This window comes from Synechococcus sp. HJ21-Hayes (assembly GCF_024345835.1).
Lineage (GTDB): Bacteria > Cyanobacteriota > Cyanobacteriia > PCC-6307 > Cyanobiaceae > Vulcanococcus.
Genome location: NZ_JAGQBW010000003.1, coordinates 1 through 13,370, shown reverse-complemented (window position 1 = coordinate 13,370; position 13,370 = coordinate 1). Strand labels below are relative to the sequence as shown.

Below are 13,370 nucleotides of genomic sequence, written 5' to 3'. Positions count from 1 at the left end.
CGCGGAAGAGCTGCTCGGTGCAGAAGCGTTGGCCATCGGCCCAGACCAGATCCAGGCTGGATTCCAGGTTGCTGACCAGCGATCAGGGCTCAGCGGCTGTGATGCCAACGGGTCTGGCCAGAACCAGATTGGCCCGGTGGCCGCCATCCCAGAGCCGCACATCCCGAAACCCACGGCAATGGCCGCGGGGCAGGCGTAAACGCCGCACCTCACAGCGCCAGCGCGACTGCTGACTCAACCAACCGAGCAGCTCGCCACTGGGATGCTCCAGCGTCTGCCAGAGCAGCGGAATCGCCCTGCCGTGGCAGACCACGGAGAGCACCACGACGCAGAAGAGGTTCCAGAGCATCGTGGTGTCAAGGGCCAGATGCAAGGTCTGGCCTGGCTTTTGCCACTGCTGAATTGCCCAGAGCACCAGCGGGCCGTAGAGCCCGTCGGGACCGATCTGACCGTTGGCGAACCAACGGCGGCAACGGCGCTGCTAGCTGGCGGGTAGGCAACGGTTCAGCGGGATGAATCGCTTCTCCTGGTCAAAACAGACGGTCTGGTTGAGGAGCAGGCTGGTGACCAGCCAACCCAACAGCACCAGGTGACGCTCGTCGCAGACGGGGCGAAGCCGGTGAGCTCAGCATGGAGCCGGGCGTGGGAATCCACGAGAGATTGGTTTGGTGTCGCAACCCCAACCTTTCATGGCTCCCTGCCCACCCAATGACTTGAGACCCATTCCGGCGCAAACGCTCTTGGGCTTGTGTCCGTCAGTCAGGGGGCCATCAACCGAATAGCCGATAGCAGGATCAGACTTAACAACCCACTCTTAGGGTGATTGGACCTGATTTCAAACGTTCATCGACCATGGTGGTGTCCCAGACCCAATCCTCAGAATCCCTGTCGCCTGAACACCAGCGCCTGGTGGAGGCCGACCAGGGGCACAAGCCATGGAGAACATGGGGGCCCTACCTGAGCGAAAGGCAGTGGGGCACCGTACGCGAAGACGACAGCCCCGATGGCAATGCCTGGGAATCCTTCAGTCACGATCAGGCACGATCCCGCTCCTACCAATGGGGAGAAGACGGCCTGGCAGGCATCAGCGATGACCGCCAGCTTCTTTGCTTCGCCTTAGCGCTCTGGAATGGCAACGATCCGATCATCAAGGAACGCCTCTTTGGTCTGACCAACAGCGAAGGGAACCATGGCGAAGATGTCAAAGAATATTATTACTACCTCGACTCAACGCCAACGCATTCCTACATGCGTTTCCTCTATAAGTATCCGCTCAACACCTTTCCCTACGATGATCTTGTCACCGTAAATAAGGCAAGGTCGCGCCATGAGCCAGAATACGAACTAATCGACACGGGAATTTTTGATAACAATGAATACTGCGATATTGAAGTGGAGTATGCCAAGGCTGATCCGGAAGACCTACTGATCCAGATCACGGTCCACAATCGCTCCGATCAACCGGCCAGCCTCGCTGTTTTACCCACCCTCTGGTGTCGCAATACTTGGACGCAAGGCGGCAATGCGAGACCCTTGATCCAGGCGCAGCCGGGTGAATCAGGTGCAACCAGCCTCTATGCGAGCCACCCCGACCTTGGCGATTTCGTGCTGCACTGCCAGGGGGCTGATGAACTGGTGTTCACGGACAACGAAACCAATACAGAAGTTGTATTCCAACAACCCAATCAATCTCCCTACACCAAATGTGGCATTAACCGCTACTTGGTTCATGGCGAAACGGCAGCTGTCAACCCATCCCAGCGCGGCACTAAGGCATCCGCAGTGCATCACCTCTCGATTGGTGCCCATGCCTCGAGCACAATCCGCTTACGACTGACCAAGTCAACGCCTGACTCAAATAACGATTCTGCCTATCACGACTTTGATCAGATCTTCCATCGCAGAAAACAGGACTGCGATGACTACTACGCCAGGGTGATGCCAGCTGGATTAAGCACCGAGCAACAGCTGGTGCTCAGGCAGGCCGTGGCAGGGATGCTGTGGTCCAAACAGTTCTACAACTACGACATTGCGCCCTGGCTCCAGCAACGTGGGATTGACCCACTGGGTGCCATGAACGGCCAGGGATTCAGAAATCAGCAGTGGCATCACATGAACAACTGTGATGTCATCTCCATGCCAGACAAATGGGAATACCCCTGGTACGCGGCCTGGGATCTTGCTTTCCACGCCATGACGTTTTCACTCGTGGATCCGAGCTTCGCCAAGCAACAGCTCAGCTTGATGCTGAGCAGCCGGTACCTGCACCCCAACGGGCAAATTCCAGCCTATGAGTGGAACTTCGGCGATGTCAACCCACCCGTGCATGCCTGGGCAACCTATCTCGTCTACTTAACCGATGCAGGACTTCACGGACAACCTGATCATCAGTGGCTGAAACAAAGCTTCCACAAGCTTCTGATTAACTTTACCTGGTGGGTGAATCGCAAAGATGCCGATGATAATAGTGTGTTCCAAGGTGGCTTCCTTGGTCTCGATAATATTGGCATTTTTGACCGCACTGAATCGACAGAGATGGGCGGCCGGCTCGAGCAGGCCGATGGCACGGCATGGATGGCCTTCTACGCCCAGACCATGGTCAATATCGCCGTTGAGTTGGCTCGAAGCGATGAAATGTATCGCGAATACATAGCCAAATTCATCAGGCACTATTTAAGAATCGCCCACGCGATGGTCAATCGCAATGCGAGCGAGAGCATGTGGGATGAACAGGATGGATTCTTTTATGATGTCCTCCGCAAAAGCGACGGCAGCTCAACTCGGCTGAAAGTCAGGTCGATGGTCGGGCTGATTCCATTGTGCGCCGTACAGGTGTTCGAGCAGGATGTCGTGGAACAATTTCCAGAAATTGGCGATATCTTGCAACAGATGCGGGATAAATACCCAGACCAACAAAGCTCTTTTCACGACATCAGGCTCAAGGGCTATGCCAACCGACAAATGATGTCAGCCCTCGATGAAACCAATCTTCGCCGCGTGCTCAAGATCATGCTCGATCCTGATGAGTTTCTCAGTGACCATGGCATTCGCTCGATCTCGAAACGGCATGAACGGGACCCCTATCGCTTTGTCCACAATCAACAGGAGTACGTTGTCCAATACCTGCCGGCCGAGTCCGATTCAGGCCTATTCGGCGGCAACAGCAACTGGCGCGGGCCGATCTGGATGCCAGTCAACTTCGCGATCATTCGCTCCTTGACTGTCTACTACACGTATTACGGCAAGGACTTCAAGGTTGAATTCCCAACAGGCAGCGGCCAGATGGCGAATCTCTATGAGATCGCCGAGCATCTCGCGCACAGACTCATCTCCATTTTTACACGCAATGCTGAAGGCCTTAGACCAGTCTTTGGCAGCCAGCAGACCTTTCAGGGCGACCCCCACTGGAAGGACCATCTGCTGTTTTATGAGTACTTCCATGGTGATAATGGAGCCGGCATTGGTGCCAGCCACCAGACGGGATGGAGTGGTCTGGTGTTTAATTTGATTCACTACTTCGCCGCCAACACCCAGGAGAGTCGGTTGGCGAGTGGCGGCAATACGGGACTCATGCCTATTCAGCGCTATGGCGTCGATTGAAGGAGAGTGGCAGAAAGACTGCCTGAGTTCACAGTCCCAGGGACATTAACAACAGAAGCCATAGAACGGCAAATGCCCAAGGCAAAACAATGTGCGGCAATGAACCATGATGCAACGTCGATGGATGATCACGAAGGGCCTTACTTGATCCAAGCATGGGAACCAGCATTGGGCTTTTAACGATGTCGTTAATCAGCATTGACAAGAACGCGCGCCTGTTTCCAAGTGGCCTGCGCACGCGCTCGGCAGCCCTAATGGCTATTGCTACAGTTACACAACAGAATAGACCCAAAAGAGGTAGTGCAATTCGCAAGAGATGGGCACTGGAGGAATGATCACCTGAGCCCAAAAGGACAACAAAAGCGGTTACCAGAAAGGATTGAGAGGTGAAAAGCCAAGACAAACGATTCAGTATCCATTGCTGCTCAGCCATGAGCAGCTGCTCTATGTGTGCCGCAAGGGCTAGTGCATCCTTTAAGTCAATCCCATCAATTGGCCCATGAAAGCTGTCATCAGGCATCGGCATGATTGAATTCAATGCAGACAAGAAGTTTTTTCTTAAAACGATTTAGCGGGAGCATGCTCCCTTTTTTGAAATCGCTTTGGGATCTGCAAAGCTTTAGGCTTCATGGTGGCGAGATTGGATCTTTATACTAAAGTGGCCTCAATGCTATGACGAAGACACTCTAATTGTCAATGGGCAGAGCACGTCTAAGGTGTCTACTGGAGAATGGATCAGTCGATGCTCTGATCACTGCAGCGTGAAACGCAGCCATGACGCTGGCCATTCCTGCTATACACCAAGAACAAGTAGATTAACAGATTCTTCAAACAGAATTTGCCCGGAACCATAGAAGATACTGGCCCTACCCTTTGAAGCAGCATCAGAGTCATTTGCTTCGCTTGCAACGGGCTTAAGTTCTTTTCTCCGCAATAGTTGTCGTAGTCCATCCTTTCATGTATCACTGCACTACGACCAGACGGCGGATGTCGTGCCGTCTGATCAAGGAAGCCAGTTGATCGAGCTCACGGCGTTGCGGCAAGCAGATGCACCCCACTCCCGGGAAGCAGTGGTGGATGCCGAGCCCACTGCGGCGCGTTGAGAACCGCGGCTCCAGCCCAATCCATACATCGCGGCCCCATGGCTCTGGCCGACCCAGGGCATAGGTTCCAGCCGGCAGCGGCGCCCCATTGCCTGGGCTCCAGCGACGGTCCAATCCCTGGCTCTGGCCGGCGCCGCTGGCTGCAGCCCAGCGTTGCAACACCTGCTTGCCCTGGCGCCATTCAAGCCACCAGATCCGATCACCACTGGAAAAGCGCTCCTGGGTCGGTCGCAACAGCAGTTGGTGCTCAGCGGCGATGACAGGCCCAATCAGCAACGGCAACAAGACCGCAACACAGCCAGCCAGCATCCTGTTCAGGTGGGGTTGCAGTGAGGTCATGGGCTTGATGTCCAGACCTGCTAATCCTGGACCATGCAACAGCATCTCCACCAGATCGAGGTTTCGACCAAAGGCCCAGGCTTCACCCGTCTCAACGGGGAGCTCAACCGCTGGATTCGTTCCACTGGCATGCAGCGGGGCGTGCTGCACCTGAGCTGCTTGCACACAAGCTGCAGCCTGACCATCAATGAGAATGCCGATCCCCGGGTGCTCAAGGATCTCCAGGCCTGGATGGATGCGGTGGTTCCGCAGGATGGCCGCGGTCCCCTGGACGGCAACGGCAAGCGCACCCCCTATCTGCACGATGACGAGGGTGACGACGACATGCCGGCCCACATCCGTACGGCACTCACCGCCCAGACCCTGACGCTGAGTCTTGATGGCGGAGAACTGCTCCTAGGCATTTGGCAGGGGGTTTACCTCTGGGAACACAGGGCGAAACCGCAACGGCGGCGAATTGCCTGCCACATCATCGGCGAGTAGGCAGCACGGGCGGCCGAGCCTTCACCCGGCGAGCCTGGATGCGCCTAAATCGGTGGATGATTGACCTTGCCTGCCAACTGGCCAGAGAAGAGCGAGCTCACCGATTGCGTCCTTGAGGGGCTGCTCCAGCTCCATGAGGAGCTGTCGGTCGATCCCGAGGCGCCTTGGTACGTGGGCACACCGGATCAGACCCAGGTGCTCCACGGCGTTGGTGGATGCCTGGTACGAGGGCGGTCGCTCAAGCCTGCTGCCGGTGGCCTGCACCGGTGAACTGGTCAGCAGCAGGCATGGCGTGGCTTGAGCACTCACGGGTTGGCGGCTCGAGTCTTTTGAGCAGCCTCCGGCCTGGCTCAGCCGGTTAACGGCGACCAACCCGATTGACGCCACCATTGACGTTTGCGCCTCGACCGGCGGCACCACCACTGGCAGGGTCGGGATAGGCGCTCAGGCGGCAGCCCTCCCAGGTTTTGGGCAGGGTCCAGCCCTCAGGGGTGAGTGGCATTGAGGCGAGGCAGAGAACCCTTGAGGGTTCCGGCGGGGTCACACGAGTGGCTGCTTCTTATCAGTGGGCGCCGATAGGGTGAAGAGACTGCCGAGCCATGGATGTCGTACCGCATACGCCTGCTCGAAACCGACGAGGGTTGGTCAGTGAGTTGCCTTGATCTGCCCGGCTGTCACTCCCAGGGCGACACCCGCGATGAAGCTCTGGCGAACATTCGCGAGGCCATCCAGCTCTGGCTGGAGGTCGAGGCAGAGGAGGCCGGCGTGAAGACAGTGGAGACGCTGGAGCTAGCGGTCTGATGCCGCGCCTGCCAGGGGTCAGCCAGAAGGAAGCGGTTCGGGTCTTTCAGAAGCTCGGCTTCCGCGTTGTTCGTGAATCCGGCCACATGATCATGAGCAATGGCGAGCGCCGCCTGGTCATCCCTCGCCATGACCCGATCAATGCCATCACGATGGGCGCGATCGCCCGCGATGCAGGCCTGACGCCTCAGCAATTCCGCGAGCTGATCTGAGCTCGGCCCCGGAACCCTATGGCGCTGTTCGTTGACGCAGGCCATGGAGTCCCGCCGGCTGGTGGTCTGGATCTCCACCGGGATCCTGGGATTCCAGGGCGCCACGTTGGCGTTTGATGTGCTCAACTGCACCGCCCTGAGCTGGCTGTACGTGCGGACGCATGGGTTGCCGGTGGTGGAGCGACAGCCAGAGCAGCCCTCCGCCGGATCAACAGCCGAGCAGCCTGTGGCGCTGTTCTGCACTCGGCCCCAGGGCCGCATTGATGAGGCGGTGAGCCAGGGGCTGAGCCTCCTTGCCAGGCTGGCCCTGAGGCTCAACGCCGCCTGAGGTTTTCACGCGAGCACTGGGGTGCGCGCTCAAGCTGCTGCCAGGGGCGGGCGCAGGCGTGGTTCATGGCCTCCTCGCACCGTTCCAGGTAATACAGCAGCGGGCTATTGGGAGACGGGAACTTGCGGCGGAAGTGCTCGCCTGGCTTGAGCAGGCCGGCGGAGCGCCAGCGATGCAGGGTCCCTGCCTGACGCTGCACGGACCAGTGCGGGGTGTGGGTCATCGGTGTGGATGCGAAGAACAGGAGCTCCTGGGGGCAGGAGATCTGCGATCGATCCGTCAGCGGAGCAGCGAACGGAAATGGGTGCGTTTAGGGATGACGCAACACGGGATCGCAGCCGTTGAGGCTTGGTCGCACGGGAGGCTACTGGGGCTGGCCATGCCAACTCCGGGCAGTCCCTGACTGGGTTAGCCAGCGCAATCCGAACGTGTTTTTGAGCGGGATTTGAGCGGAAGATCAAAGCCCAATCCCTGAGAAATCAATCGGGGCGACAGGATTCGAACCTGCGACCTAGTGCTCCCAAAGAGCTGATAGGGGGTTGGCCGTATTTAGCATTTCTAGTGATAGCAAGGGATCTCGGCGACGCTGACCTGCCTTGTCCTGCCTGTTTGCGCACATCTTGCGCACATCTTGCGCACATTTGGCCCATGCTGGTCTTGGCTGCTCCGGTGACCCATGCCGTCTGTCCGTTTCGAAGAGTCCTGGGTTCCCGGGTTCCGCAGCGCGGTGCGCACCTCGACAGCCGAGGGCTGGAGTGTGCGTGAGCATCGCGGTGGGATGCGACTCCAGGTGCGGCATGCCGCCGGCTCGATGCAGACCGTCTCCCTGCCATTTGATTGGGCGCGTCGCTCCACCGGCGATGCCCTGGTGCGGATTCGAAACATCTACGCCTTGGTGGATGAGGGGCATTCGATCCGCTCAGCGGCAGACCTGCTTGAGGGAAAGGCGCCGGTGACCCTGAAACCCTGGCGGGAGGCCGCTGAGCGGTTTCGAGAGCAGAAGATCCTGCACGGCAATGCCATCAAGCCGAGCACCTGGGAGAAGAACTACGAGCCGGTGATTGCCATGGCAGTTGAGCTGCTGAGCAGTCACAGGGCGCCTGGTCGGCCCGATGATCTTCTGGATCAGTGCATCCGCGAGTGGGAGCCTGGCAGTCGGGCGCGGCAGATCCGTGCTCAGAGCCTTAGTCAGTTCCTGCGCTACTGCGTTGAGCGTGAATCCTTTCCTGACTTGTGGAGCCCGCCAGCTGATCTGCGTTCCCATGTGGGCGTGAAACATGCCAACGGATCGCCAAGTCGCAAAGGGGATCCACTCACCGATCAGCAGCTCATCGATTTGCTTGCTGCTTTGCCGGATGACGAGGCCGGCCGGCGCTGGAGCGATGCCATTCGGCTTTGCAGTGAGCTGGGCCTACGGCCCATCGAGTTGTTGTACCTCTCGATCCGGCGTGATCCGAGCACCCGTGAATTCCACTGGTGGTGCGGCTATAGCAAGCGCAGCGGCGGCGGTGCCACAGAGCCGCGACGCCTGGAACCGCTTCCTTTGATTGACCAGGACGGTGTTGTGCAGAACTGGGATCTGCTCAACCGTTGGTTGACTGGTGACATCACGCTGCCCCCATTGGAGAGCGGCAATGGTGCGGCCGAATGTCTCAAGACCTACCTCAACCGCCAGACAGCCTGGACCCAGCTCAAGGCGGTGATGGCTACCGCAGGTGAGCGACTGGTTCCCTACAGCTTCCGTCACAGCTACAGCCTGCGGTGCCACCAGCGGGGTATTGACGGCGGCTCAGCGGCAGCGGCGATGGGACATTCCTACGAGGTGCATTGCCGCTCTTACCCGTGGGCCTCTGAGGCCGGCGTCGTGGCCGCGTTCAAACGAGCCCGGGCCCAGGCTGTGCCAATCAAGGGCTGAGCCTCAGGGCTGACCCTGATCTTTACCGCTGACCGAACCGCCCAAAGCGAGTCCAGCCAGGAGGCTCAGCCCTTGGTTCACCGCCTCATCAATGCGGCCCTGGGGGCGAGTGCAGAACAGAGCTACAGGGTGCTCGGTTATTGGTCTGGCGGAGGGTCGCTGTGGCTGTCGCTCCAGCGCCGCCAGCCCATGGGCTCGCACGTAGAGCCAGCTCAGGGCGGTGCAGTTGAGCAGGTCAAAGGCCAGCGTGGCTCCCTGGAACCCGAGGATCCCGGTGGAGATCCAAACCACCAGGCGGCGGGAATCCATGGAGTGCGTTCGAACTGCTTGAAAGGGTTCCGAGGGCGCCGGAACCCTCAAGGGTTCTCTGCGATTCCTCAATGCCACTCACCCCTGAGGGCTGGACCCTGCTCAAAACCTGGGAGGGCTGCCGCCTGAGCGCCTACCCCGACCCCGCCAGTGGCGGTGCTCCCTGGACCATCGGCTACGGCCACACCGGTGCGGAGGTGGTGCCGGGGCTAACGATCACGCAGGAGGAAGCGGAGGCCTGGCTCAAGCAAGACGTGGCCGAGGCTGCCGGCGCAGTGGATCGACTCTTCTCCGGCGTCACCCTCACGCCGCATCAGCGCGATGCCCTGATCAGCTTCTGCTTCAACGTCGGCGCGGGAGCCCTTGAGCGTTCCACCCTGCGGCGCCGCTGCTTGGCTGGCGAATCGCCTTCGGTGGTGATCGCGCAGGAGTTGCCGCGCTGGTGCAAAGGACCAAACGGGCCGGTGGAAGGGCTCAAGCGGCGGAGGGCTGCAGAGCTGCAACACACTCAAGGGAATGGACAAACCACACTGCCCTTACCTGCCGCTCAGGCCAAGCAAGTCAGCCCCTCTGCCCTGATTCAGCTGGCAGTTCCCTACCTGAGCCAGAACGACAGCGCCACCAGCCAAGGCCCGCGCATGTGCTTCTCCTCCAGCTGCGCCATGGCCGCTGTTTTCCTGAAACCGAGCGCCCTGAAAGGCCCCGGCCAAAGGGACGATCAATATCTGGCGTTGGTGCAGCGCCATGGCGACACCACCGATGCCAATGCCCAAGTGAAGGCCTTGCAGAGCCTCGGGTTGCAGGCGCGCTTCCGCACGGATGGCTGCATTGAACAGCTAATGAGCAGCTCAAGCGGGGTATGCCTTCCCCGGTGGGTTGGCTGCACAAGGGCCCTGTCTCATCCCCTTCCGGAGGCGGCCACTGGAGCCTGGTGATCGGGTGGGATCCAGCCCAGCGCCAGCTCCTGATCCACGACCCCAATGGAGAAGCCGATCTGGTGAATGGCGGCTATGTGAGCACCGCCATCGGCAGTGGCCAGGGCCTGCGCTACTCCGAGCGCAACTGGGGTCGCCGCTGGATGGTGGAAGGAACCGGAACGGGTTGGTGGATCGAGATCAACCAAGGGGCCTGAGGCGCCCAAGCGGGGAACACTTTCTTCAGTTGCTCCGAGTTCCATGAACTACAACCCAGCCATGACACCCATCCCCCTGCACAACGATCACCACGTACGAGTTGGCCTGGAAGCGCAGCGTGCTGGGCGATGTACAACGCCCTGCCCACAGAAGCCAATCGCTATCAACTGGTGCGCTTGGAGCGTTTGCTGCAGAGCCTTTGAGTGGCAGATCTGGTGTTCAGCGTGTTACACTCGAACCACTTCAGAGGATGACAACCTGCAATCCAGCGGAGGTCCATCAAGGCCTCCCTTTTTTATGGGAACAATGGGGTGAATCAGCCTCGCGACAGGCACTGAAGCGCGTTACGGTCAGGTCGATTCAATCTCAGCTTCCATGCTCGCCGGCTCTGAATTGCTCGCCAAAGTCAAGGAACTGGGCGATGCCTCGAAATCCGATCTGGTGCGCAGCTGCGGCTACGTGAGCACCAAGAAAGATGGCAGCGAGCGCCTGAACTTCACCGCCTTCTACGAAGCCCTGCTGGAGGCCAAAGGCCTGAGCCTCGGTAACGACGGCGCTGGCCGGGGCAAGGGTGGGCGCAAGCTCAGCTACACCGCCACCGTGCAAGGCAACGGCAACCTGCTGGTGGGCAAGGCCTACACCGCCATGCTCGATCTCAAGCCGGGTGATGAGTTTGAGATCAAGCTGGGCCGTAAACAGATCAAGCTGATTCCCTCAGGCGCCGTAGAAGAGGACTGAGTCGTCTGACCCAGACGGAGCCGCTGTCAATCAGCGGCTCTTCACGCAGTAGCTCCCGGAGCTGTACCAGCCCAGTGGACAGCTGCTTCCCGTTTTTTGAATGGCTTGCCGCTGGTTGCTGGGGCTGCTCACGCAGTACGCGCCAGAGGTGTAGAAGCCGATCGGGCAGCTACCGCCAATCTTCTCAAGGGCACCACGGGTGTTGCCGGTCTTGGACGGAGCGCAGTAGCTCCCAGAGGCGTAATACCCCAGCGGGCACCCTCCCACTTTTGGGAGGGGTTGCACGGGCTGTTGGGCCAGGGACTGAATAGGTATGAGCAGCAAAAGAGCCGCCAAGGGTGTTTCAGGCCTCATGCTCAATCCACCCTGAACGTGACGGCCATCACAGCTGTGATGTCCTTATCAACGGTACTGGTGTCGTAGGACCCGAAATCAGCCGTCTCCGTGGAATTGGGAACCGTGATCTGGAAGGTGCCCGTATCGGCATTGGTGATCGCACCAATGCTCGAACCAGCCTGGCGGGCGATAGCTCGGGCGCGGTTGCGGGCATCACGCGTTGCTTTGGCGAGCATGTCCACTCGCTTTTCGGCAAGCTTCGTGTAGGTGTAAGCCGGTTCGTTGATGGTGAGAGGGACGCCTTGACCGATCAACTGCCCAATTCGACCAGAGATTTTGTAAATCCTGTCGACGTCCCAGCTACCGATCAGAACGGCCTGTTTTGTCGTCCATACGGTGGAGCGAAGCTCACCTGTACGGGGGTCGCGAACGATCTCCTTTTCTGACTTCACAGAGTCCAGCTCCAGTTCATCAGGCTGAATTCCTTGAGCCTTCAAGAAGGCAACAGTCTTCTCAACAGCAGGTTGAAGACCCTGGTACGAAGCCTGCTGAGTGGGACCGCTCTGGGTGACTTCAACAGACCAATCAACATAGTCAGAGGTGATGCGTTCGGTACTGGCACCTGTCACCGTGATCGTGTCATTCGCATTGCGGATACCCCTCACAAGGACTCCGCTAGCCGTGGTTAGACCGAGGCCGAGAACGGCCATGGCGAAGACAAGTGGTGGAGTACGTCTAAGAAAACCCCATGTTGCGCCAAGAGCTGAAGACGCGAGCTGACGGGAAGGAACAAACCGAGCCATGCGAGAGGAGAACGAAGACTTGGGGACCACAGGGTGCCAGCGGCCATGAACTCAAAGTATGCCCGGGAGCCCGTGGAGGCATATGGCTCGTGCGAATAACGCCTGGCTTCCCACGTGCAACCAAAGCCGAAGCTCTCTTCAACTATTCACGGGATGCATAACACTCCAAGGAGAGCATCGCAGCTTTAGGGTCGTATGAGAGATGCCAGGAGATGATGGATGATGCCAAGCTCGTGCGACGAAGACGATCTACATCAAGACAGAGCTAGCAGGCTATCTTGCCTTCGGGCAGCTGTCGGAGGAGCAAGTCAGGCTATTGAATGCGTCCTGCAGGGAGCAGCAAATCAGCAAGATATTGCTCGAGATTCTTGAAAATACTGACGGCAACCTAGAGGAATGCGAGGCCTTGCTTGTGAGCGGCTCTGTTGGAGACACTGGAAACGAGGGAGTCATCGCAGATTCGGAGACTCCCATTATTGGCGCTCCTCAGAACGCAGACGGGTCGTTTCAAGACGGAGTCTTCGTTGTCAACACGCAACCCTCGAAGTGCTCTATCTCATTTCAGCTCGACCCAGGAAGCATCTATGACCCAGCCTTACTTGAAGAAACTTCCATCACCGTTTTGGTCCCGGAGGCGATAAGCCATGGGAAGCGCGGTCACCCCTGCTACAGAGTGACAACCGGATATTCTTATGATGGCATAGAGATTGAAGAGTTCAATGATCACGAGAATTTCATCACTCGCGGAATGGAAGGACATATTATTTTCGTTGCAGCGCGATATGGCAATACAGTTTTTTGTTATAGCAGCTTCAATGGCAAGGAAACATGGCCTGATCTAGATCTCGCCGCGGAGCTGCTCACTTGACGCCATGAATCATGTTTCCGTATGGGCTGAGCTAGCCGAGCCGGACCATCAAGCTCTCTGCGCGGTCATAGCCTTGTATCCGGGATATTGATGCTCAGCAATGCGCCGAGCCTCTGCCTGCCCAGTAGCTTGAACTTGAACGGTCATAGTGCGACCCTTGTCAATGAGCTTGACGTTCCAAGTTTCTTGAGCCATGTGACACGAGCCAGAAGCTCATTCAGTATAAGCCGGGAGCGCGAGGAAGTAGTGAGCCCATTGCGACTAGTCCCTTGACCCAGGGCTGATTCAAAGTTTCAACACAGGTTGGGCTGCGGCTGTCGCCGTACCAGCGCCAGCAGTGCCGTGATGTCGTGCATCACCGCCTGCATTCCGGCTCGAATCGATCGAAAACCAGCCAGCCTC

General features: G+C 58.5%; 17 protein-coding genes and 1 pseudogene. 11 read left to right on the top strand and 7 right to left on the bottom strand.

Annotated features, from left to right (window positions below; translation table 11 throughout):
• Positions 1 to 82: 82 nt before the first annotated feature.
• Positions 83 to 415, bottom strand: coding sequence for a hypothetical protein (locus KBZ14_RS03265; RefSeq protein ID WP_255116879.1), 333 nt, complete (start codon positions 413 to 415; stop codon positions 83 to 85).
• 437 nt (positions 416 to 852) lie between these two features.
• Between KBZ14_RS03265 and KBZ14_RS03260 the strand changes: the two genes are divergently transcribed.
• Positions 853 to 3,600, top strand: coding sequence for an MGH1-like glycoside hydrolase domain-containing protein (locus KBZ14_RS03260; protein WP_255116878.1), 2,748 nt, complete (start codon positions 853 to 855; stop codon positions 3,598 to 3,600).
• 28 nt (positions 3,601 to 3,628) lie between these two features.
• Here the strand turns inward: KBZ14_RS03260 and KBZ14_RS03255 are convergent, their stop codons facing one another.
• Positions 3,629 to 4,126, bottom strand: coding sequence for a hypothetical protein (locus KBZ14_RS03255; protein ID WP_255116877.1), 498 nt, complete (start codon positions 4,124 to 4,126; stop codon positions 3,629 to 3,631).
• A gap of 436 nt (positions 4,127 to 4,562) precedes the next feature.
• The gene (locus KBZ14_RS03250; protein WP_255116876.1) at positions 4,563 to 4,985 is read right to left on the bottom strand and encodes a hypothetical protein; all 423 of its coding nucleotides are present in this window, start codon (positions 4,983 to 4,985) and stop codon (positions 4,563 to 4,565) included.
• 90 nt (positions 4,986 to 5,075) lie between these two features.
• On the opposite strand from KBZ14_RS03250, the pseudogene KBZ14_RS03245 reads away from it, so the two are divergent.
• A pseudogene (locus KBZ14_RS03245) lies at positions 5,076 to 5,522 on the top strand (secondary thiamine-phosphate synthase enzyme YjbQ); the annotation flags it as partial.
• Positions 5,523 to 5,585: 63 nt separating this feature from the next.
• Complete coding sequence (locus KBZ14_RS03240; protein ID WP_255116875.1) at positions 5,586 to 5,795, top strand: hypothetical protein; 210 nt, start codon at positions 5,586 to 5,588, stop codon at positions 5,793 to 5,795.
• Positions 5,796 to 5,883: 88 nt separating this feature from the next.
• Here KBZ14_RS03240 and KBZ14_RS03235 read toward each other — a convergent pair whose 3' ends face one another.
• Complete coding sequence (locus KBZ14_RS03235; protein WP_255116874.1) at positions 5,884 to 6,027, bottom strand: hypothetical protein; 144 nt, start codon at positions 6,025 to 6,027, stop codon at positions 5,884 to 5,886.
• Between the two features lie 101 nt (positions 6,028 to 6,128).
• On the opposite strand from KBZ14_RS03235, the gene KBZ14_RS03230 reads away from it, so the two are divergent.
• The 3 genes from KBZ14_RS03230 to KBZ14_RS03220 are packed head-to-tail and all read left to right on the top strand — an operon-like array spanning position 6,129 to position 6,866.
• Positions 6,129 to 6,326: a type II toxin-antitoxin system HicB family antitoxin gene (locus KBZ14_RS03230; protein ID WP_255116873.1), complete on the top strand. Its 198-nt coding sequence runs from the start codon at positions 6,129 to 6,131 to the stop codon at positions 6,324 to 6,326.
• Entirely contained in the window at positions 6,326 to 6,538 is a 213-nt protein-coding gene (locus KBZ14_RS03225; protein WP_255116872.1) for a type II toxin-antitoxin system HicA family toxin, read from the top strand. The genes KBZ14_RS03230 and KBZ14_RS03225 overlap by 1 nt, the downstream gene beginning before the upstream one ends.
• A gap of 43 nt (positions 6,539 to 6,581) precedes the next feature.
• Entirely contained in the window at positions 6,582 to 6,866 is a 285-nt protein-coding gene (locus tag KBZ14_RS03220; protein ID WP_255116871.1) for a hypothetical protein, read from the top strand.
• On the opposite strand, the gene KBZ14_RS03215 is transcribed toward KBZ14_RS03220, so the two are convergent.
• Positions 6,853 to 7,089, bottom strand: a complete 237-nt coding sequence (locus tag KBZ14_RS03215; protein WP_255116870.1) for a hypothetical protein — start codon at positions 7,087 to 7,089, stop codon at positions 6,853 to 6,855. The genes KBZ14_RS03220 and KBZ14_RS03215 overlap by 14 nt on opposite strands.
• A 453-nt stretch (positions 7,090 to 7,542) precedes the next feature.
• On the opposite strand from KBZ14_RS03215, the gene KBZ14_RS03210 reads away from it, so the two are divergent.
• The gene (locus KBZ14_RS03210) at positions 7,543 to 8,781 is read left to right on the top strand and encodes a site-specific integrase (RefSeq protein ID WP_255116869.1); all 1,239 of its coding nucleotides are present in this window, start codon (positions 7,543 to 7,545) and stop codon (positions 8,779 to 8,781) included.
• A 3-nt stretch (positions 8,782 to 8,784) separates the two neighbouring features.
• Here KBZ14_RS03210 and KBZ14_RS03205 read toward each other — a convergent pair whose 3' ends face one another.
• Positions 8,785 to 9,090, bottom strand: a complete 306-nt coding sequence (locus KBZ14_RS03205; RefSeq protein WP_255116868.1) for a hypothetical protein — start codon at positions 9,088 to 9,090, stop codon at positions 8,785 to 8,787.
• 71 nt (positions 9,091 to 9,161) lie between these two features.
• Here KBZ14_RS03205 and KBZ14_RS03200 point away from each other — a divergent pair, with 71 nt between their 5' ends.
• The 3 genes from KBZ14_RS03200 to KBZ14_RS03190 all read left to right on the top strand — a co-directional run bounded on the left by KBZ14_RS03200 (position 9,162) and on the right by KBZ14_RS03190 (position 10,961).
• Positions 9,162 to 10,025 (top strand): lysozyme, encoded by an 864-nt coding sequence (locus KBZ14_RS03200; RefSeq protein WP_255116867.1) that lies wholly within the window; start codon positions 9,162 to 9,164, stop codon positions 10,023 to 10,025.
• A complete protein-coding gene (locus tag KBZ14_RS03195; RefSeq protein WP_255116866.1) occupies positions 10,022 to 10,222 on the top strand; it encodes a hypothetical protein in 201 nt (66 codons plus the stop codon). Before KBZ14_RS03200 ends, KBZ14_RS03195 begins: the two co-directional genes overlap by 4 nt.
• Before the next feature lie 376 nt (positions 10,223 to 10,598).
• Positions 10,599 to 10,961, top strand: coding sequence for an AbrB family transcriptional regulator (locus tag KBZ14_RS03190; protein ID WP_255116865.1), 363 nt, complete (start codon positions 10,599 to 10,601; stop codon positions 10,959 to 10,961).
• A 356-nt stretch (positions 10,962 to 11,317) separates the two neighbouring features.
• Here the strand turns inward: KBZ14_RS03190 and KBZ14_RS03185 are convergent, their stop codons facing one another.
• Positions 11,318 to 12,007: an SIMPL domain-containing protein gene (locus tag KBZ14_RS03185; RefSeq protein ID WP_255116864.1), complete on the bottom strand. Its 690-nt coding sequence runs from the start codon at positions 12,005 to 12,007 to the stop codon at positions 11,318 to 11,320.
• Between the two features lie 448 nt (positions 12,008 to 12,455).
• Between KBZ14_RS03185 and KBZ14_RS03180 the strand changes: the two genes are divergently transcribed.
• Positions 12,456 to 12,968 carry a hypothetical protein gene (locus KBZ14_RS03180; protein ID WP_255116863.1) on the top strand — a complete coding sequence of 171 codons (513 nt, stop codon included), beginning with the start codon at positions 12,456 to 12,458 and terminating at the stop codon, positions 12,966 to 12,968.
• Positions 12,969 to 13,370 lie beyond the last annotated feature (402 nt).